General features: G+C 57.9%; 8 protein-coding genes and 2 rRNA genes (1 of these 10 cut by a window edge). 8 read left to right on the plus strand and 2 right to left on the minus strand.

Annotated elements, in window-relative coordinates:
* The 6 genes from ACA054_RS03390 to ACA054_RS03415 form a co-directional block, all read left to right on the plus strand.
* A 23S ribosomal RNA gene (locus ACA054_RS03390) occupies nucleotides 1-1,777 on the plus strand (it extends 1,117 nt beyond the left edge of the window).
* Nucleotides 1,778-1,947: 170 nt separating this feature from the next.
* A 5S ribosomal RNA gene (gene rrf, locus ACA054_RS03395) occupies nucleotides 1,948-2,063 on the plus strand.
* A gap of 248 nt (nucleotides 2,064-2,311) precedes the next feature.
* Nucleotides 2,312-5,764 carry an exodeoxyribonuclease V subunit gamma gene (gene recC, locus ACA054_RS03400; protein ID WP_497688190.1) on the plus strand — a complete coding sequence of 1,151 codons (3,453 nt, stop codon included), beginning with the start codon at nucleotides 2,312-2,314 and terminating at the stop codon, nucleotides 5,762-5,764.
* Entirely contained in the window at nucleotides 5,761-9,468 is a 3,708-nt protein-coding gene (recB, locus tag ACA054_RS03405; protein WP_497688191.1) for an exodeoxyribonuclease V subunit beta, read from the plus strand. The genes recC and recB overlap by 4 nt, the downstream gene beginning before the upstream one ends.
* Entirely contained in the window at nucleotides 9,465-11,564 is a 2,100-nt protein-coding gene (gene recD / locus ACA054_RS03410) for an exodeoxyribonuclease V subunit alpha (RefSeq protein WP_497688192.1), read from the plus strand. The genes recB and recD overlap by 4 nt, the downstream gene beginning before the upstream one ends.
* A 225-nt stretch (nucleotides 11,565-11,789) precedes the next feature.
* Entirely contained in the window at nucleotides 11,790-12,800 is a 1,011-nt protein-coding gene (locus tag ACA054_RS03415) for an acyltransferase family protein (protein ID WP_497688193.1), read from the plus strand.
* Nucleotides 12,801-13,763: 963 nt separating this feature from the next.
* On the opposite strand, the gene ACA054_RS03420 is transcribed toward ACA054_RS03415, so the two are convergent.
* Both ACA054_RS03420 and ACA054_RS03425 read right to left on the minus strand, forming a co-directional pair.
* Nucleotides 13,764-15,986: a calcium-binding protein gene (locus tag ACA054_RS03420; RefSeq protein ID WP_497688194.1), complete on the minus strand. Its 2,223-nt coding sequence runs from the start codon at nucleotides 15,984-15,986 to the stop codon at nucleotides 13,764-13,766.
* Between the two features lie 1,676 nt (nucleotides 15,987-17,662).
* Entirely contained in the window at nucleotides 17,663-18,610 is a 948-nt protein-coding gene (locus tag ACA054_RS03425) for a LysR family transcriptional regulator (protein WP_497688195.1), read from the minus strand.
* A gap of 150 nt (nucleotides 18,611-18,760) precedes the next feature.
* Here ACA054_RS03425 and ACA054_RS03430 point away from each other — a divergent pair, with 150 nt between their 5' ends.
* Nucleotides 18,761-20,287 carry a CoA-acylating methylmalonate-semialdehyde dehydrogenase gene (locus ACA054_RS03430; protein ID WP_497688196.1) on the plus strand — a complete coding sequence of 509 codons (1,527 nt, stop codon included), beginning with the start codon at nucleotides 18,761-18,763 and terminating at the stop codon, nucleotides 20,285-20,287.
* 10 nt (nucleotides 20,288-20,297) lie between these two features.
* Nucleotides 20,298-21,185 carry a 3-hydroxyisobutyrate dehydrogenase gene (mmsB, locus tag ACA054_RS03435; protein WP_497688197.1) on the plus strand — a complete coding sequence of 296 codons (888 nt, stop codon included), beginning with the start codon at nucleotides 20,298-20,300 and terminating at the stop codon, nucleotides 21,183-21,185.
* Nucleotides 21,186-21,304 lie beyond the last annotated feature (119 nt).

Consider the following 21,304-nt stretch of genomic DNA (forward strand, 5'->3'; position numbering starts at 1 on the left):
AGATGTAACGGGGCTCAAACCATACACCGAAGCTACGGGTATCATCTTCGGATGATGCGGTAGAGGAGCGTTCTGTAAGCCTGTGAAGGTGAGTTGAGAAGCTTGCTGGAGGTATCAGAAGTGCGAATGCTGACATGAGTAACGACAATGGGTGTGAAAAACACCCACGCCGAAAGACCAAGGTTTCCTGCGCAACGTTAATCGACGCAGGGTTAGTCGGTCCCTAAGGCGAGGCTGAAAAGCGTAGTCGATGGAAAACAGGTTAATATTCCTGTACTTCTGGTTATTGCGATGGAGGGACGGAGAAGGCTAGGCCAGCTTGGCGTTGGTTGTCCAAGTTTAAGGTGGTAGGCTGGAATCTTAGGTAAATCCGGGATTCTAAGGCCGAGAGCTGATGACGAGTGTTCTTTTAGAACACGAAGTGGTTGATGCCATGCTTCCAAGAAAAGCTTCTAAGCTTCAGATAACCAGGAACCGTACCCCAAACCGACACAGGTGGTTGGGTAGAGAATACCAAGGCGCTTGAGAGAACTCGGGTGAAGGAACTAGGCAAAATGGCACCGTAACTTCGGGAGAAGGTGCGCCGGTGAGGGTGAAGCATTTACTGCGTAAGCCCACGCCGGTCGAAGATACCAGGCCGCTGCGACTGTTTATTAAAAACACAGCACTCTGCAAACACGAAAGTGGACGTATAGGGTGTGACGCCTGCCCGGTGCCGGAAGGTTAATTGATGGGGTTAGCTAACGCGAAGCTCTTGATCGAAGCCCCGGTAAACGGCGGCCGTAACTATAACGGTCCTAAGGTAGCGAAATTCCTTGTCGGGTAAGTTCCGACCTGCACGAATGGCGTAACGATGGCGGCGCTGTCTCCACCCGAGACTCAGTGAAATTGAAATCGCTGTGAAGATGCAGTGTATCCGCGGCTAGACGGAAAGACCCCGTGAACCTTTACTATAGCTTTGCACTGGACTTTGAATTTGCTTGTGTAGGATAGGTGGGAGGCTTTGAAGCGTGGACGCCAGTTCGCGTGGAGCCAACCTTGAAATACCACCCTGGCAACTTTGAGGTTCTAACTCAGGTCCGTTATCCGGATCGAGGACAGTGTATGGTGGGTAGTTTGACTGGGGCGGTCTCCTCCTAAAGAGTAACGGAGGAGTACGAAGGTGCGCTCAGACCGGTCGGAAATCGGTCGTAGAGTATAAAGGCAAAAGCGCGCTTGACTGCGAGACAGACACGTCGAGCAGGTACGAAAGTAGGTCTTAGTGATCCGGTGGTTCTGTATGGAAGGGCCATCGCTCAACGGATAAAAGGTACTCCGGGGATAACAGGCTGATACCGCCCAAGAGTTCATATCGACGGCGGTGTTTGGCACCTCGATGTCGGCTCATCACATCCTGGGGCTGAAGCCGGTCCCAAGGGTATGGCTGTTCGCCATTTAAAGTGGTACGCGAGCTGGGTTTAGAACGTCGTGAGACAGTTCGGTCCCTATCTGCCGTGGACGTTTGAGATTTGAGAGGGGCTGCTCCTAGTACGAGAGGACCGGAGTGGACGAACCTCTGGTGTTCCGGTTGTCACGCCAGTGGCATTGCCGGGTAGCTATGTTCGGAATAGATAACCGCTGAAAGCATCTAAGCGGGAAACTAGCCTCAAGATGAGATCTCACTGGGACCTTGAGTCCCCTGAAGGGCCGTCGAAGACTACGACGTTGATAGGTTGGGTGTGTAAGCGCTGTGAGGCGTTGAGCTAACCAATACTAATTGCCCGTGAGGCTTGACCATATAACACCCAAGCAATTTGCTGCTCTTAGTTGAAAAGACGAAAGAGGCCAGATTGCGGTGTGTGAAGACGAAACGAACCGAAAGTTCGAGATACTTACAAAGCACCGAAGCTATCACATACCCAATTTGCTGAAGCGAGGCCAACTGGTCACGACTCAGTACCCGAATTTCTTGACGACCATAGAGCATTGGAACCACCTGATCCCATCCCGAACTCAGCAGTGAAACGATGCATCGCCGATGGTAGTGTGGGGTTTCCCCATGTGAGAGTAGGTCATCGTCAAGATTAAATTCCAAAACCCCTATCTGCGCATGCAGGTAGGGGTTTTGTCTTTGCGGCTCCTTTTACCCGTAGGAGCGAGCATGCTCGCGAAAAACCCGAGAACGCCACGGGGTATCAGGCCCCCAGCGTTATCGTTGACGACCATCGTCGGAACGCCGCCCGGAGCATGCTCGCTCCTACCCCCAACAATGAAGCCAATCGCCTTCAATGCTAAAGTCGTACCTCGATTTGCGCTTTCCAAGGAAGCCTTTATGCCGGACGCAACGTCCCTCAGTGCTGGTTTTATGGTGGTTCATGGCAATCGCCTGGACGAGTTACGCAGCCTGGTGGTGAGCTGGATGCGGCGCTACCCGCTGGCTCCCCTGGAAAATGAAATCGCCCTGGTGCAGAGCAACGGCATAGCCCAATGGCTGAAGCTGGCATTAGCTGAAGACGCTGAAGATGACGACATGGGCGGCTGCGGAATCGCCGCTGCCATCGACGTGCAGTTGCCCGGCAGTTTCATGTGGCAGCTCTACCGGATGGTCCTGGGTCGCGACGAAATTCCGGCCAAGTCGTTGCTGGATAAAGCCCCCTTGACCTGGCGCCTGATGCGTCTGCTGCCGCAGTTGATCAATCAGCCACACTTCGAACCGTTACAGCGTTTTCTCACCCATGACACCGATTTGCGCAAGCGCTATCAATTGGCTGAGCGACTGGCGGATCTGTTCGACCAGTACCAGGTGTACCGTGCCGATTGGCTCGAAGACTGGGCGGAAGGTCGACACCAGTTACGTAACGGCAGGGGCGAAGCCAAGCCGATGACCGCGGCCAATGCCTGGCAGGCGGAGTTGTGGCGTGCACTGTTGCTGGATGTCGGTGTGGAAGGGATGGCGCAAAGCCGTGCCGGCGTGCATCAGCGTTTTATCGAACGCATCAACAGCCTCGACGTTGCTCCGACCGGTTTACCTTCACGGGTCATCGTGTTCGGCATTTCCTCGCTGCCCGCTCAAGCCCTCGAGGCCCTGGCCGGGCTGGCTCGATTCAGCCAGGTTCTGCTGTGCGTGCACAACCCCTGTCGTCACCATTGGGCGGACATCGTCGCCGACAAAGATCTGTTGCGGCATCAATACAAACGGCAGGCGCGCAAGAGCGGCATGCCCGGCGTACTCGACCCGCAAACCCTGCATCAACATGCCCATCCGTTACTGGCCGCATGGGGCAAGCAGGGGCGGGACTACATCAATCTGCTCGACAGCTACGACGACCCCAACAGCTATCGCTCGGCGTTTCGTGACGGGCGCATCGACCTGTTCAGTGACAGCCAGCCGCTGCACATGCTCAACCAGTTGCAAGACGACATCCTTGAGTTGCGTCCACTGGGCGAAACCCGTGAATGCTGGCCAGCTGTGGACCTGGAGAAAGACTCGTCGATTCGCTTCCACATTGCCCACAGCGCTCAGCGCGAAGTGGAGATCCTGCACGATCAGTTGCTCGCGCGCTTCAGCGCCGATCCGCTATTGCGTCCCCGGGATGTGATTGTCATGGTCCCGGACATCGATGCCTATGCCCCGCACATTCGCGCGGTGTTCGGCCAGCTTGAGCGCCACGACCCGCGCTTCATACCCTTCACCCTCGCAGACCAGGGGCAGCGCGGCCGTGATCCGTTGCTGATCGCCGTCGAACATCTGCTCAAGCTGCCAGACAGCCGTTTCCCGGTCAGCGAGATTCTCGACCTGCTGGACGTCCCCGCGCTACGGGAGCGCTTCGGCGTAGAGGAGCGTGACCTGCCAACCCTGCACCGCTGGATCGAAGGGGCGGGCATCCGCTGGGGCATGAATGCCGAGCAGCGTGCAGGCCTGGGCCTGCCGGAGGCGCTGGAGCAGAACAGTTGGCGTTTTGGCCTGCGGCGGATGTTGCTCGGGTATGCCGTTGGCAGTTCCGGTGCCTGTGGCGGCATCGAACCCTACGACGAGATTGGTGGGCTGGATGCCGCGCTCATAGGCCCGCTGGTTGCGCTGCTGGATGCACTGGAAATTGCCCACCACGAGCTCTCTCAACCGGCATCGCCCCAGCAATGGAGCCTGCGCTTGCAAGCGTTGGTGGCACTGTTCTTCCAGGCCAGTAACGAACACGACGAGTATTTGCTGACGCAACTGGAAACGTTGCGTGAAACCTGGCTGGAGAACTGTGAGTCAGTTGGCTTGCACGACGAGCTGCCGCTGACCGTCGTTCGTGAAGCCTGGTTGGCCGGTCTCGATCAGGGGCGGTTGTCCCAGCGTTTTTTGGCCGGAGCGGTCAACTTCTGTACCTTGATGCCCATGCGTGCGATCCCGTTCAAGCTGGTGTGCCTGCTGGGGATGAACGATGGCGACTACCCGCGGGCACAGCCGCCACTGGACTTCGACCTCATGGGCAGCGACTACCGCCCCGGCGATCGCTCGCGGCGTGAGGATGACCGTTATTTGCTGCTGGAGGCGTTGTTGTCGGCGCGCGATCAACTCTACGTCAGCTGGGTCGGTCGCAGCATTCGCGACAACAGCGAGCGCCCGGCATCGGTGCTGATTGGCCAGCTCCGTGACCACCTGGCCAGCGGTTGGCGATTGGCCGATGCCGAGGAAGACTTGCTTGAGGCCATGACCCAGGAGCATCCGCTGCAACCCTTCAGTGCCCGTTACTTCCACCAGGGCGATGCCCTGTTCAGCTATGCCAGTGAGTGGCAGGTGCTCCATCAAGCCAGCGGGCAAGCGCCTGGCCACGAGATGCTGGATGCCCACGTCCAGGAGGAGCCGCTGAGTCTCGGGCAGCTGCAGGATTTCCTGCGCAACCCGGTGCGACATTTCTTCAGTCAGCGCTTGAAGGTGTTCTTCGAGGCTGCCGAAGTGCCTTTGGCCGATGAAGAGCCATTTGTCCTCGATGCCTTGCAACGCTATAGCCTGAGCGACAGTTTGCTCGGCGCGGCACTGGCGGACCTGGATAACACCGACCGGGTGCTGGAGGTGCACGCCAGTCGCCTGCAAAACAGTGGGCTGCTGCCCATGGCCGGATTTGGCGAATGCCTGCAGCGCGAGTTGATCGAACCCTTGCCGGATCTGCTTGCGCGTTATCAACAGCTCCTGGCCTTATGGCCAACGCCACTGACCAGTGCCCTGCCAATCAATCTGCAAGTGGCTGGCCTGCGTATCGAGGGCTGGCTCAGCGGCCTGCATCAACGTGCTGGCGGTGGATTGCTGTCGGTCACGACGATCCCCAACAGCATCGGTTCGATCAAGTCGCGCAAATGGCATCGGCTGACGCGGCCGTGGGTCAACCATCTGGTGGCGTGCGCCAGCGGCATAGCGATGACCACGGCCTTGGTGGCCAGTGACGACAGCCTGCTACTCGAGCCGATTGCCCAGGAGAGTGCCTTGCAAACGCTGGGCGACCTGTTGCTGGCCTGGCAATCCGGCATGCGCCAACCCCTGCCGATTGCAGTCAAGACCGCCTTTGCATGGCTCGGGCAAACCGACCCGGTCAAAGCCCAGGCAGCAGCCCGCAAGGCCTATGAGGGGGATGGCTTGACCACTGACGGCGAGCGACGCGAAAGCGTGGCACTCGCGCGTCAGTTCGCCGATTACGACGCCCTGGTCGCCGACGAGACGTTCACCGATTGGTGCGACGCCCTGTATCGACCGCTGCTGGAGGCCCCTTGGCGTTCAGTGTCCAGCGAGGAAGCCCGCCCATGACCACCCAGACACCGTTGGCCCTGGCGTTCCCGCTGCGTGGCAGTCAACTGATCGAGGCCAGTGCCGGGACCGGCAAGACCTTCACCATTTCCGCACTGTACCTGCGCCTGGTCCTTGGCCACGGTGGAGAGTCCGGTGGTGGAGAGCCCACTGGTTTCGGCCGTGAACTGCTGCCGCCACAGATCCTCGTGGTGACCTTTACCGATGCCGCCACCAAAGAGCTGCGCGAACGCATTCGTACGCGCCTTGCAGAAGCCGCCCGCTTTTTCCGCGATGAAACGCCGGCCCCCGACGGGCTGATCAACCAGCTGCGGGACGAGTACGCACCCGAACAGTGGCCCGGCTGCGCCAATCGCCTGGACATCGCCGCGCAATGGATGGATGAGGCGGCGGTGTCCACCATCCACAGTTGGTGCCAGCGCATGTTGCGCGAGCACGCCTTTGACAGCGGCAGCCTGTTTACCCAGACCCTGGAAACCGACCACAGTGATCTGCTGGGTGAAGTCCTGCGCGATTACTGGCGGTTGTTCTGTTATCCGATGCAGGGTGATGCGTTGAACTGGGTGCGCGGCAATTGGGGTGGGCCGGCCGCCTTGTTGCCGCGAATCCGCGGGCTGTTCGCCAGCGAGCGCGACACCCTCGCCGGTAAAGAGCCGGCGCAGTTGATTACAGAATGTCTGCAGGCGCGGCGAGCTGCCTTGCTAGAGCTCAAGATGCCGTGGCGCCAGTGGGCCGACGAGTTGCTGGCCCTGTGTCACGAAGGTGTCGCCAGCAAGAGTGTCGACGGGCGCAAGATGCAGGCGCGATATTTCGAGCCCTGGTTCGAGAAAATCAAAGCCTGGGCCGAAGACGAGTCCCTTGAACAACTGGACATCGGTACCGGCTTCACTCGCCTGACTCCCGACGGCATGGCAGAAGCCTGGAAGAAGGGCGCAGCGCCGGATCATCCGGCCCTGGACGCGATGCCCGGGCTCAAGGCCTGTCTCGATGGCTTGCCAACGCCCGATGCCGCCGTGCTGCAACACGCTGCCCATTGGGTGGGTGCGCGTTTCGAAGAGGAAAAGCGTCGCCGTGCGGAAATGGGTTTCGACGACATGTTGCTGCGCCTGGATGCGGCGCTGCAAAGCGATGGTGGCGAGCGCCTGGCGACCTTGATCCGCGAACAGTTCCCGGTGGCGTTGATCGACGAATTCCAGGACACCGACCCGGTGCAGTACCGGATCTTCGAGAGTATCTACCGCATTGAAGATAACAGCCCCGACAGCGGGCTGTTCCTGATCGGCGACCCGAAGCAGGCGATCTACGCCTTCCGCGGCGCCGACATCTATACCTACTTGCGCGCCCGCCAGGCGACCACTGGCCGCCTGCACACCCTGGGCACCAACTTCCGTTCGAGCCATGGCATGGTCAATGCCGTGAACCATGTATTTGACTGCGCAGAGTCGCGCGAGTCGGGGCGCGGGGCGTTTCTGTTCCGGGAAAAAAATGGCGACAACCCGGTGCCGTTCCTGCCCGTCGAGTCCCAGGGACGCAAAGAAGTCCTATGCATTAATCAGCAGGCCGTACCGGCGTTGAACATCTGGCACCTGTCGGCCGAGCAGCCGTTGTCCGGCGCGGTCTATCGCCAGCAACTGGCCGCCGCCTGTGCCAGTGAAATCACCGCCTTGCTCAACGGCGGGCAACAAGGCCTTGCTGGGTTCGTGCGTGACGATCAGGCGCTAAAAGGCCTGATGCCCGCGGACATTGCCATCCTCGTGCGCGATGGCAAGGAAGCTCAGGCGGTGCGTACCGAGCTCTCTGCCCGGGGCGTGCGCAGCGTTTACCTATCGGACAAGGACTCGGTGTTCGCCGCGCAGGAAGCTCACGACGTGCTGACCTGGCTCAAGGCCTGCGCCGAGCCGGATGTCGAGCGGCCACTGCGCGCTGCATTGGCCAGCATCACGCTGAATCTGTCATTGGCTGAGCTTGAGCAGTTGAACCAGGACGAACTGGCCTGGGAAGCGCGGGTCATGCAGTTCCGCCGTTATCGCGAACTTTGGCGCAAGCAGGGTGTGTTGCCGATGCTGCGACGCTTGCTGCATGACTTCAAGCTGCCCCAGGCATTGATAACTCGCAACGATGGCGAGCGGGTGTTGACCAACCTGTTGCACCTGTCCGAGTTGCTGCAACAGGCGGCCGCCGAACTTGACGGCGAGCAGGCCTTGATCCGGCATTTGTCCGAGCACCTGGCATTGTCGGGCCAGGCAGGTGAAGAGCAGATCCTGCGCCTGGAAAGCGATGAGCAACTGGTCAAGGTCGTGACCATCCACAAGTCCAAGGGGCTGGAGTACCCGTTGGTGTTCCTGCCGTTCATTTGCTCGGCGAAGCCGGTGGATGGCAGCCGTCTGCCGTTGCATTACCACGATGCCGCGGGCAAGGCCCAAGTGACCTTGAACCCCACGGCTGAACTGATTGCTCTGGCCGATGATGAGCGCCTGGCCGAAGACCTGCGCCTGCTGTATGTGGCCCTGACCCGGGCGCAACACGCCTGCTGGCTGGGCGTGGCGGATCTCAAGCGTGGCAATAACAACAGCTCGGTGCTGCACCTGTCGGCGCTGGGGTATCTGTTGGGCGGCGGTGCTTGCTTGAACGAGTCGGCAGGTTTGCAGACCTGGTTGCGAGACCTGCAACAGGGCTGTCCGGCGATGGGCTATGGCGAAATGCCTGAAAGCACCTGCGAGCAATACCATCCACCGCAGAACACCGCCGCGTTGCTGGCCCCGTTGACGGTGCAACGCAAAGCCAGTGAAAACTGGTGGATTGCCTCCTACAGCGCCTTGCGCATTGGCGACAGCCTGAGCATCGGCAGTGATCAGGCGCCCGAAAGCCCGCAGGCACAGAAACTCTTCGACGACGAACGTCTCGACCCGCATGCCCCCCGAGAGATGGTGGCCGGCGGTGCCGATATCCATCGATTCCCCCGTGGCCCTAACCCGGGCACCTTTCTCCATGGTTTGCTCGAATGGGCCGGCAACGAAGGTTTTGCCGCCACCGCGCAAGCCGTGGAAGATGCGATTGCCCGTCGCTGCAATCGCCGTGGCTGGGAGGGCTGGATCACCACGCTGAGTGAATGGTTGCAGCATCTGCTCAAGTCGCCCTTGCCGCTGGGCAGCGGCCAGGCGCCGGTGATCTTCGGGCAGTTGACCCAGTACCGGGTCGAGATGGAGTTCTGGTTCGCCAGCCACAGGGTCGATGTGCTCAAGCTCGATGCCCTGGTGTGCCAATACACCCACAACGGTGTGCCTCGGGTGGCCGCCGAATCGGTGTTGCTCAATGGCATGTTCAAGGGTTTCATCGACCTGACGTTCGAGCATGACGGCCGTTACTACGTCGCCGACTACAAATCCAACTGGCTCGGGGTCGAAGACGCAGCCTATACCGAGCAAGTCATGGAGCAGTCGATCCTCGACAACCGCTACGACCTGCAATACGTGTTGTACCTCCTGGCCCTGCATCGCCAGCTCAAGGCCCGGCTTGCCGATTACGATTACGACCGGCATGTCGGAGGGGCGCTGTACCTGTTTCTGCGGGGTACGCGTGCGCCAAGCCAGGGCGTGTATTTTGCCCGCCCGCCCCGGGCGCTGATCGAGCGACTGGACCGCCTGTTTCAGGGCAAGCCGGAGCCCAGGGTCGAACCCGCCTGGGAACAGGGAGTACTGCTATGAACCGTACCTTCGCCGATGTGCTGTCGACGCCACTGAGCGCCGACAGCCTGGCGCAACTCAGCCCTTTGAGTCGTGCCGAAGACCTGTTGCTGCTGCTCACGCGCTGGGTCGAGCGCGGCTGGTTGCGAGCACTGGACAAGGCCTTCGTCGGTTTTCTCTACGAACTGGCCCCGGACGACGATCCGCTGGTGCTGCTGGCGGCGGCATTGACCAGTCACCAGTTGGGGCACGGGCATGTTTGCCTGGACCTGTTCGAGACCCTCAAGGAGCCGGACTTCGCCCTGTCGCTGCCACCGGAAGGCGACCTGCAAAGTGGCGCGATGTTGCTGCCTTCGCAGCTGCTCGAAGCGCTGGATGGCGCCCATTGGTGCAAGGTGCTGGCCTCCAGCAGCCTGGTTGCATTGGCCGCGGACGAGCGTGACACCGTGCAGCAACGACCGTTGGTGTTGGCCGGCAAGCGCCTGTACCTGCGGCGCTACTGGGCCTACGAACGACGTATCGACAATGCGTTGCGTGAGCGCCTGGCGGCGCATGAAAACGCACCGGATGATTTGTTGCAGCGCCTTACCGGTTTGTTTGGTCCGGCCAGGCCCGGTGAGGTCATCGACTGGCAGAAACTCGCCTGTGCCCTCGCGACTCGCAGCGCCTTCAGTATCGTCACCGGCGGCCCGGGAACCGGCAAGACCACTACGGTCGTGCGCTTGCTCGCATTACTCCAGGCCCCGGCGGTAGAGGCGGGCAAGCCGCTGCGCATTCGTCTTGCCGCGCCAACCGGCAAAGCCGCGGCGCGGCTGACCGAATCCATCAGTGCGCAAGTGCGAACGCTGAAAGTCACTGAAGCCATCCGCGAAAAAATCCCCTCTGATGTCACCACCGTACACCGCCTGCTTGGCAGCCGCCCGGGCACGCGACATTTTCGTCACCACGCCGGCAATCACTTGCCGCTGGATGTGTTGGTGGTGGACGAAGCGTCGATGATCGACCTGGAAATGATGGCCAACCTGCTCGATGCGCTGCCGGCCCATGCCCGACTGGTGCTGCTGGGTGACAAGGACCAGTTGGCCTCGGTGGAGGCCGGTGCCGTGCTGGGCGATCTGTGTCGCGACGCCGAAGCGGGTTGGTATAGCCCGCAGACTCGCCAGTGGCTGCAGACCATCAGTGGTGAGAGCCTGGAGGAAAGCGGGTTGCAGGAAGATATCCAAGGCACCCATCCGCTGGCCCAGCAAGTGGTGATGTTGCGCCACTCGCGGCGATTCGGTGAAGGCAGCGGCATTGGCCAGCTGGCCCGTTGGGTGAACCAGCAACAGCCCGCAGAAGCCCGAAAGTTGTTGGCGGCGCGAAGCCACGACGATGTGTTTTCCCTCTCCCTCAGAAATGAACAGGATCGGGCGCTGGAGCGCCTGTTGCTCGAAGGTCACGGTGAAGGGCCGCAAGGTTACCGCTATTACTTGAGCTTGCTGCGCAACCAGCGTCCACCGCTCGATTGCCCCCTCGAAGATGCGCGCTGGACCGATTGGGCCCGGCAGGTCCTGCAGGCATTCGACGCCTTCCAGTTGTTGTGTGCCGTGCGCAAAGGGCCGTGGGGCGTGGAAGGATTGAACCAGCGGGTGACCGACGCCTTGCTGAAGGCGCGGCTGATCGACAGCGACCAGCAGTGGTACGAAGGCCGGCCGGTGCTGATGACCCGCAACGATTACGGTCTTGGCTTGATGAATGGCGACATTGGCATTGCCCTCAGGCTTCCCGAGCGCGAGGGGCCCGAGGCCGGAAAACCGGTGCTGCGGGTAGCCTTCCCGAGGAACGACGGGCAGGGCGGTGTGCGTTTTGTGTTGCCCAGCCGCCTCAATGATGTCGAAACCGTGTACGCCATGACCGTGCACAAATCCCAGGGCTCGGAATTCGCCCACACCGCGTTGATCCTGCCCGATGCCTTGAACCCGGTGCTCACCAAGGAGTTGATCTACACCGGCATCACTCGGGCCAAGGACTGGTTCACATTGATCGAACCTCGGGCAGGTGTCTTCGAAGAGGCGGTGCGGCGTCGGGTCAAGCGCTTGAGCGGGTTGATGCTGGAACTCAAGGAGGCGAGCGACTGACAGCGCTCGCAGCGCATCCGCCAAAAAGTTGGCGATTCACTTGACGCCATGAAAGCAACGTCAAAAAAACAGTGATTTAACCAATTGCTCGCGACAAAATTTTATCATGGCGTGAAGTGTAAAGTTCAAAAGGTGACCTAGACTACAGGCTTAAATGGTCTGGCTTCATGAAATTTTCACCGCTACGACTATTGGGTTTTTCATATCCAAAGAGCGAATGCCAATATGAGTGATAGTTCCGTAGCAGGCTCTCGGTTAAACGTACTTGATGGATGGCGCGGAATAAGTATATTGCTTGTTCTGGCGTGTCACCTGCTACCACTTGGCCCAAAGATTTTGCAATTGAATTCCGCCGCAGGCGTTATGGGCATGGCTATATTTTTTACGCTATCGGGTTTCCTGATAACAAGTTTTCTGCTCAAGAACGACAGCGTCATTGATTTTTTAATTCGCCGGTTCTTTCGGATTGTGCCGCTTGCCTGGTTGTACATGGCGATTGCTTTGCCGATCATGAGCAGCCCTCCTGATTACTACATCGCAAATTTTCTATTCTTTGCCAACTGGCCGCCTATGTGGCTTGGCAATGTAAACGGCCATCTATGGAGTTTGTGCATGGAGGTCCAGTTTTATGTGGCCATCGCGTTGCTGGTCGTCATGATGAGGAAAAGGTGGATGGTGCTGATCCCTTTTCTGGCCATCGCCGTCACGACCTACCGAGTCATGAATGATGCCCATGTCGTCATCAACACCTATTACCGAATTGATGAAATACTGTCTGGCTGCATACTTGCGCTGATCTATCACAAAAGACTGGGTAGCACTCTTGTGAAACCTCCGGCTCAAATGCTGCTCGTGCAAATAACTTTATTCGCCCTGTTTGTCGTGTCCAGTCATCCCGACGGCGGCTTCATGAACTACTTGCGCCCCTATATTGCCGCGGCAATGGTGGGGAGCACGTTACTCAATGGCCGGACACTCATTGCCCAGGTTCTGAACAACCGCATTTTGTTTTATATCGCCACCATCTCCTACGCGCTCTACGTTGTCCACCCGTTGCTAGCGCATACCTGGCTGGGGAGCGGAGATACCGTCGTTAAATATTTGAAGCGTCCGTTGTTGTTCGCCGCCATCTTCATCACCGCGCATATATCGACCTTCTATTATGAAAAATGGTGGATTGCTTTTGGTAAGACATTGTCCAGGAAAGTGGCTGCCCGCCAACCGGTTACAACCTGAACGTTCTTGAAGATCCCCAGTCGGCAAACAGCATCTGCCGACTATCCCCCATCAACAGAGCCTGGTTCTGCTCTGTCACCGCGCGGATGTAATCCCACAACAGGGTAATCCGCTTGAGCTTGCGCAAGTCCTCCCGGCAGTACATCCAGAACCACAAGGAGGGAAAGGGTTAACCCAGTGAATACGGGGGCTAACCGCCATGAACATCCTTGCAGAGCCGGACCTTGTCACAAGTGGTGTCACAAATCACACTCTGCCATTGAGACCGACAACTCGACTGGCGAGGCCTTACCACTACAGACGTGAAACTTTCGGCTGTGTTTGCTTGGGCAGTGGAGAATGAGCATCTGACCAAGACGTATGACAAGAAATTGAAGCTAACCAAGGGGCTTGAGTCGACACGTAAAGCATTCTCGCAGGTGCAAATAGTTAAGCTGATGGACTACGCGAGTAACCTCTCTGAAACCTCATGGAGGCCTTGGCTGTTAAGCCTGGGAGCTATCACAGGCGGGCGTCTGAACGAAATATCCCAGTTGACCACGAGCGACGTTCTGGCCTCCTTGATGCAAGCCAAGGGAGTCCCTACGGCTTACGCACAGGCCGTGATGGGTCATGCCGCTTGGCAGATGGTCGCTAAAGAAGTCGCGTGAGAAGTAAGCGTCTGCCAAACACACCTACCGGCTCCCCACATTAAGGGCGATTGTGTCCGCGTATTTTTAAGCGGACGCAATTACCCTTAGCGTTAGGATCACCATGCGCAAACGACACACTTAAAGACAGGGTTTGTGAATCGCCACAACAATCCTGTGAGCCAGACATAAAAAATCCGGAACCTGGTTAGGAGGTTCCAGATTTTTCTGCTGATCAAGGATTCGTCAAACTTCCTTAACTGAAACAGCTTTGATGAAATTGTCAGGGTCGTTTAGAACCTTGGTTCGATGAGGGGCTATTTGCCCCCCACGCTCAAAGTATGAAGTCCGAAGTCGCCAGACTGGTAACCCCGATGAGCTGAATAGCGAACTCGGCGGTGCCGTCAGCATCCGTATTGCCATAGAGCACGCCATTTTCGACCTTCAACTGGCCCGCTTGGGTAAAGGCGGTGGTGCTGGCGATTACGCTGTTGAAGACGTCATTGGCGGTAGTGACCGTATTGGCATCCAGCGTCGACAGGTCGATTTTATCGCCATTTTTGAAGTCGCTGATGACATCCCAGGTGGAGCTAATCGACCCCATTTCCAACAACGAATTGAAGTCGAAAATATCGCTGCCAGCGCCGCCGATGAGGGTGTCCTTGCCTAGTCCGCCCGTTAACACGTTGGCTGCCGCATCGCCTTTCAGAGTATCGGCGTAGCTGGATCCGGTGAGATTTTCGATGTAGAGGAGGCGATCGACACCTGCACCGAGTGTATTCTGGGAGGCAGTCGTAATGTTCAGGTCGACTTTGACCGCAGAAGCTGCCCCCTCGTAGGTAGCCGTGTCCACGCCGCCGCCCCCATTTATGGTGTCATTGCCAGCCGCACCACGCAGGGTGTCATTACCAAGCCCACCACTGAGTGTATCGTCACCGCTGCCTCCATCGAGGCTGTTGTTAAAGGCATTGCCCACCAGGCGATCGTTCGCGTAACCACCAATAACGTTTTCGATATTGAGAATTCGATCATCCTCGTAACGGGATGCCAGGACACGCTGCTCGCCCGTGAGGTTAAGATTGACGTTGAGCGCCAATCCCTCTGCTGCGTAGGACAGGGTATCGATACCCTCACCGCCGTCCAGAAAGTCGTCGCCAAGACTGCTGATCAGTAAGTCATTACCGGTGCCGCCCGATAATACGTCGTCTCCCAGGCCGCCATTCAGAGTATCGTTACCGACGCCCCCCTTGAGGATGTCATAGTTGTCGCCACCATCGAGCTTGTCGTCGCCAATGCCGCCCTCTAGTGTGTCGTTACCATTGCCACCGAACAAACTATCGTTACCGCTGCCACCCACCAATAGGTCGTAACCATCGCCCCCCTCCAGGGTGTCAGCGCCGCCTTCGCCGAACAGGCGGTCGCTGGACGAGGAGCCAACGAGACGGTTGTTGCCAAGGCCTCCGAACAAATCGCTTTTGCCGGTGGCGAACTGATTAGAGTTGGCCGTGCTCGTATTGAGGAGCAGGTTGGTCGTTGTCAGGTTGGCGACCGATACTCCCGTGAGCGCCAACTCAGCCGAGTAGCCGCCGTTCCAATTTGTGATGACATCGCCACCTTTGTCGTCCACCGCCTCAACCAAGCGCTTGAGGCTATCGATATCACTGATCCCGAGCGTGCGGACATCGAGCTTGTCCTGCTCCGCGAGACTGAAATCGATGACTCGGGTCGAGTCGTAGTAATTGCTCCCCCGCTGAGCGATGAATACGTCGCTACCAGCCCCGCCGATGAGCTGATCGCTCCCAGTGCCACCGTTCAGGATATCGTTGCCACTACCGCCTTCGAGCACATCTCCATCGGCGCCACCGCTCAGGGTATCGTTGCCGGCACCACCGACTAAAAGGTCGTTCCCAGCCATGCCGAAGAGGGTGTCATTACCGCTTTCGCCAAAAAGGCGGTCGCTGGACGAGGAACCTGTAAGCTTGTCATTACCCAACCCTCCGAACAGGTCGCTCCTTGAAGTTGCGGTCAGCGAATCGTCTTTGACGGTCGTATTGAGAAGCACATTGGACGCGTCCAACTCCCCGATCCCGGTGGCCCAAAGATTGTTCAGCGTGGTCGTCGAATCATAACCGTTAGTATTTATTTTTAATAAAAGCTTGTCATAGTAATTGACTTCAAACAGGCGATTAAGCGTCTCGATGTCGGAGATACCGAGCTGACGAAGATCCAGCCGATCTGCGGATACGTCAAAATCCGTGATGGTTTGCCCTATATAACTGGCTCCACGATTTATGACGAAAGTATCTGCCCCTGCGCCGCCTGTAAGGATGTTATTACTGCTAGTGCCCGCGTCCAGGATATCGTTGCCGTCGCCGCCATACAGGTCGTCCGACCCACTGCCACCATAGATCGTATCGTTACCATCATCGCCATAAATGGTATCGTCACCATTTTCGCCATAAATCACTTCGGCGGTCTTGACGCCATAAATTATATCATAGCCGGTGGTTCCATAGATGGTGGACCCGGTTACCGTCTTTCCATTAACTGTTGCCATTTAGGCTCTCCTGTCTTTACTGCTAAAAAGGCGGCTTCTGCCACAGGCTAAACTCCAAGCAGTAACTCGAGGCGCAACCCATCCTCGTACATGCTCATGTCAAACACTTGCTTGGTTTAAAAAATCGGTGCGTATACTATTCTCAATCCTGCTCCACTTGACGTGGTTACATCCAAGGCTGACATTGGCGACAAGCCAAGTTCGATCAATAGTCGACTATTAGATGTATCTACGAAACCAAGGGGATTCACTACACCCGTTCACAGATGGCTGATGGCAAGTTGGCAAGTTGGGGGCGTAAGTCGACCCGACTTCCACATTGGCTTTGGAAAATAAAATGCCCCGGACGTTGGTGCCGTAGGGGCTTTTTGACGCCATTCCACTACGCCTGACTACCCTGATCTTATTGTTCAGAATGGATCAGCAGCTATTTTTTCGGCTGTTACTCCTCATGCTGTCCCTATGCCGAGATAATATCAAAACGATATCACTGAGGGTATGGACTCTGTCAAGTGGATTACACAATGGAGGATAGGAAGCGTTCAGCACCGCTGATACGTAATCGGTCAACCTTCTGGCCACACGAAAATACTCCAAAATTCTTGAGCTCCACTCCTTCCTTGGAGGTTCACCACCGAATTCGAGCATTTGCAACGCATTGAGGTACGCATTCACGGGTGGCCCGATTCTTATGCTCTTGGGTGCAGGCCGAAGTTTTCAGTGAAGACTGCTACCGCTGCACAAAGGGGACCACAAAGGAGACCACAAAGGATTCACAAAGGCACAAAGGGGACAGGCACAAAGGGGCGCAAAGGGGACGGGGCGCAAAGGGGATTTATTTTCAAAACAAGGAAGCTGACTAATAGTTCTGTCCCCTTTTCTCTTCATTTTTTCTTCCTTTTCTCTTCCCTTTTCTCTTCCAAGATCGCCACCTACCCCCCCCTCCAGCCCGATGCCGATTACGAGTCAGCTACGGCAGACTTAGCCGGGCTAGCTCCGAACTAACGGCTCGAAAGCGTTTTAGTCATTGATGACGATAAAGTTTCGTCAAGATTATCGATGGATTGGAACAAGCGTTTATTGATAACTATCATTCGCTCTTGGTTCTCAATAATTTTAGACAAGGCCATCCAGAACCCGCACGTAAAGCAGGCACCAATGAAAATACCTACACCAATCAGAACACCATAATATCCCTGTCCGGAAAACGCGGAAAACACACCCACAATTAGGGCTAGGACGACCAACAGACTGATAGGAAATCGAGCGTTCTGATAACTATGTCTTTCATGATTTTTTCCTTGGGCGCACTTTAAATATGGCTTAAAGATAGGGCTCATCTCATAACCATGCTCCTACTTCATAAAGCACGGTAATCGGGCGAGCCGGAAAATAGCTGGGCTTGCCGCGTAGAACGTATGAGGAGTTTATAGGCGAGGGGACTTCCAGCCTTTCATTTGGCGACAACGCCTTAACACTTCATGACAATCCATGACCTTTCATCTGGATTTGCGTATAGCGTTTCTTTCAGATTTTACGTGGTAGCCATGCCTCTCTATGGGCGTGCCTATCTGTCGTCAGCGGTGTTACAAATTGCGTATCAACCGCTGTTACAAAGCATCGGCAAATGCCTGCTGACGTCGTTACGATTTCGCTACTTGATTCCTTGAAGATTCCTAGTCGGCAAACAGCATCTGCCGACTGTCACCCATCAACAGGGTCTGGTTCTGCTCGGTGACCGTGCGGATATAGTCCCACAACAGGGTAATCCGCTTGAGCTTCCTCAAATCCTCCCGGCAGTACATCCAGAATTGCCGGGTGATGTTGATCTCCTGCGGCAGCACCGCCAGCAACCGTGGGTCCTGAGCGGCAAGGAAGCACGGCAGGATGGCCAGTGATCGCCCTTGCTGCGCGGCCACGAACTGCGCGATCACGCTGGTACTGCGCAGATTGGCGCTGGCACCGGGGAGCACGTTGGCCAGGTACAGCAGCTCGGAGCTGAACGCCAGGTCGTCGACATAACTGATGAACGAATGCTTGCCCAGGTCGGCCGGGCGGCGGATCGCCGGGTGCTTGTCGAGGTATTCCTGCGTCGCATACAGCTGCAAGCGGTAGTCGGTCAGTTTGCAGCATACATAGGGCCCGTGTTCCGGGCGCTCCAGGGCGATGACGATGTCGGCCTCGCGCTTGGACAGGCTGATGAAGTGCGGCAGCGGCAGGATGTCCACAGAGATCGCCGGGTAGGCGTCGACGAAGTGGCTCAGTTGCGGGGTAATGAAAAAGCTGCCGAAACCTTCAGTGCAGCCCATGCGCACATGGCCGGACAACGCCACCCCGGAACCCGATACCTGTTCGCAGGCCATGTGCAGCGTGCTTTCGATCGACTCGGCGTACCCCAGCAAGCGCTGGCCTTCGGCGGTCAGGACAAAGCCGCTGGTCCGGGATTTCTCGAACAACAAGGTGCCCAGCGAAGCTTCGAGTGAACTTATGCGCCGCGATACGGTGGTGTAGTCGACGGCCAGGCGCTTGGCCGCGGTGCTGGCCTTGCGGGTGCGGGCGACTTCAAGGAAAAACTTGAGGTCATCCCAATTCAGCGAACCTAAAGACGTGATGTTTTTTTGCATGTTGGACCGGCTTTTATGTGCGTTCTTATTAGAAGTTTGCACATCTATACTCCAAAAACAGTCCGATCACCAAATCGCGGCACACGCCTCATCGCAGGGTGACTTTTTCGCCCTGGCTCCTGAAATAAAAACAAACATCCGGAGACCCACATGAACGCTTCGCTCACGCCTAACGAAACCACCGTACAAAAGGTCAAGCTGTTGATCGACGGCCAGTGGGTCGAATCTCAGTCCACCGAATGGCACGACATCATCAACCCGGCAACCCAACAGGTGCTGGCCAAGGTGCCGTTTGCCACCGCTGAAGAAGTCGACGCAGCCATCAGCGCCGCCCATCGCGCCTTCCAGACCTGGAAGCTGACGCCAATCGGCGCGCGGATGCGCATCATGCTCAAGCTCCAGGCGTTGATTCGCGAACACTCCAAGCGCATTGCCGCTGTCTTGAGTGCAGAGCAGGGCAAAACCATTGCCGACGCTGAAGGCGATATTTTCCGTGGCTTGGAAGTGGTCGAACACGCGTGCTCCATCGGCAGCCTGCAAATGGGCGAGTTCGCTGAAAACGTGGCGGGCGGCGTGGACACTTACACCCTGCGTCAACCAATCGGCGTTTGCGCTGGCATCACGCCGTTCAACTTCCCGGCGATGATTCCACTGTGGATGTTCCCGATGGCCATCGCCTGCGGCAACACCTTCGTGCTCAAGCCGTCCGAACAGGATCCGATGTCGACCATGCTGCTGGTGGAACTGGCCATCGAGGCCGGCGTTCCGGCCGGCGTGCTCAACGTCGTGCATGGCGGCAAGGATGTGGTGGATGCGCTCTGCACCCACAAAGACATCAAGGCCGTTTCCTTCGTTGGTTCGACGGCGGTCGGCACTCACGTCTATGACCTGGCCGGCAAGCACGGCAAGCGCGTGCAATCGATGATGGGCGCGAAGAACCACGCCGTGGTGCTGCCCGATGCCAATCGCGAACAAGCGCTGAATGCGCTGGTGGGCGCCGGTTTCGGCGCGGCCGGTCAGCGTTGCATGGCCACGTCGGTGGTGGTGCTGGTGGGCGCGGCCAAGCAATGGCTGCCAGACCTCAAGGCACTGGCGCAGAAACTCAAGGTCAATGCCGGCAGCGAGGCGGGCACCGACGTGGGGCCGGTGATTTCGAAAAAGGCCAAGGCACGGATTCTCGACCTGATCGAGAGCGGCATCAAGGAAGGCGCGAAACTCGAGCTCGATGGTCGCGAAATCACGGTTCCCGGTTACGAGAAAGGCAACTTTGTCGGCCCGACCCTGTTCTCCGGTGTGACCACCGACATGCAGATCTACACCCAGGAAATCTTCGGCCCGGTGCTGGTCGTGCTGGAAGTGAATACGCTCGACGAGGCCATTGCCCTGGTCAACGCCAACCCGTTCGGCAACGGCACGGGCCTGTTCACCCAGAGCGGTGCGGCGGCGCGCAAGTTCCAGAACGAAATCGACGTCGGCCAGGTCGGCATCAACATCCCGATTCCGGTGCCGGTCCCGTTCTTCAGCTTCACCGGTTCCCGTGGTTCCAAGCTCGGCGACCTCGGCCCTTATGGCAAGCAAGTGGTGCAGTTCTACACTCAGACCAAGACCGTCACCAGCCGCTGGTTCGATGACGACAGCGTCAATGACGGTGTGAACACCACCATCAACTTGCGATAAGGAGCCGGACATGAAAATCGCTTTTATCGGTCTCGGCAACATGGGCGCGCCGATGGCGCGCAACCTGATCAAGGCTGGCCATTCGCTGAACCTGGTCGACCTGAACAAAACCGTGCTGGCGGAGCTCGAGCAACTGGGCGGCAGCATCAGCGCTTCGGCCCGTGAAGCGGCAGAAGGCGCCGAGCTGGTGATCACCATGCTGCCTGCTGCCGTTCATGTACGCAGCGTATGGCTGGGCGAAGACGGTGTGCTCGCCGGGATCGGCAAGGGTGTGCCAGCGGTGGATTGCAGCACCATCGATCCGCAGACCGCCCGTGACGTGGCCGCCGCCGCTGCCAAACAGGGTGTGGTCATGGCCGATGCGCCGGTCTCCGGTGGCACCGGTGGCGCCGCGGCGGGGACGTTGACGTTCATGGTCGGTGCGACCCCGGAACTGTTCGCGACCCTGCAACCGGTGCTGGCGCAAATGGGCCGCAACATTGTCCATTGTGGTGAGGTCGGCACAGGACAGATCGCCAAAATCTGCAACAACCTGCTGCTGGGCATTTCCATGGTCGGCGTCAGCGAAGCCATGGCGCTGGGCGATGCCTTGGGTATCGACACGGGCGTGTTGGCCGGCATCATCAACAGCTCCACCGGACGTTGCTGGAGTTCGGAGATGTACAACCCGTGGCCGGGCATCGTCGAAACGGCACCAGCCTCGCGCGGCTATACCGGTGGATTCGGCGCCGAACTGATGCTCAAGGATCTGGGGCTGGCCACGGAAGCGGCACGTCAGGCGCACCAGCCGGTGGTGCTTGGCGCGGTGGCGCAACAGTTGTATCAGGCGATGAGCCTGCGTGGGGAAGGCGGCAGTGACTTCTCGGCAATCATCAACAGTTATCGCAAACCGCAATAAAACCTGTGGGAGCGAGCTTGCTCGCGATAGCGGTAGATCAGTTAACGTTGATGTTGAATGTGCTGGCCTCATCGCGAGCAAGCTCGCTCCCACAGGTACTGCATGCGCATATGGATATT

The sequence above is a fragment of the Pseudomonas sp. LBUM1653 genome (genome assembly GCF_059716115.1).

Excerpts from the sequence above, each read along its gene's own strand:
- ACA054_RS03430 (WP_497688196.1), top strand. The coding sequence starts at position 18,761 with ATGAACGCTTCGCTCACGCCTAACGAAACCACCGTACAAAAGGTCAAG.
- ACA054_RS03420 (WP_497688194.1), bottom strand. The coding sequence starts at position 15,986 with ATGGCAACAGTTAATGGAAAGACGGTAACCGGGTCCACCATCTATGGA.
- ACA054_RS03425 (WP_497688195.1), bottom strand. The coding sequence starts at position 18,610 with ATGCAAAAAAACATCACGTCTTTAGGTTCGCTGAATTGGGATGACCTC.
- mmsB (WP_497688197.1), top strand. The coding sequence starts at position 20,298 with ATGAAAATCGCTTTTATCGGTCTCGGCAACATGGGCGCGCCGATGGCG.
- recC (WP_497688190.1), top strand. The coding sequence starts at position 2,312 with ATGCCGGACGCAACGTCCCTCAGTGCTGGTTTTATGGTGGTTCATGGC.
- ACA054_RS03415 (WP_497688193.1), top strand. The coding sequence starts at position 11,790 with ATGAGTGATAGTTCCGTAGCAGGCTCTCGGTTAAACGTACTTGATGGA.
- recD (WP_497688192.1), top strand. The coding sequence starts at position 9,465 with ATGAACCGTACCTTCGCCGATGTGCTGTCGACGCCACTGAGCGCCGAC.
- recB (WP_497688191.1), top strand. The coding sequence starts at position 5,761 with ATGACCACCCAGACACCGTTGGCCCTGGCGTTCCCGCTGCGTGGCAGT.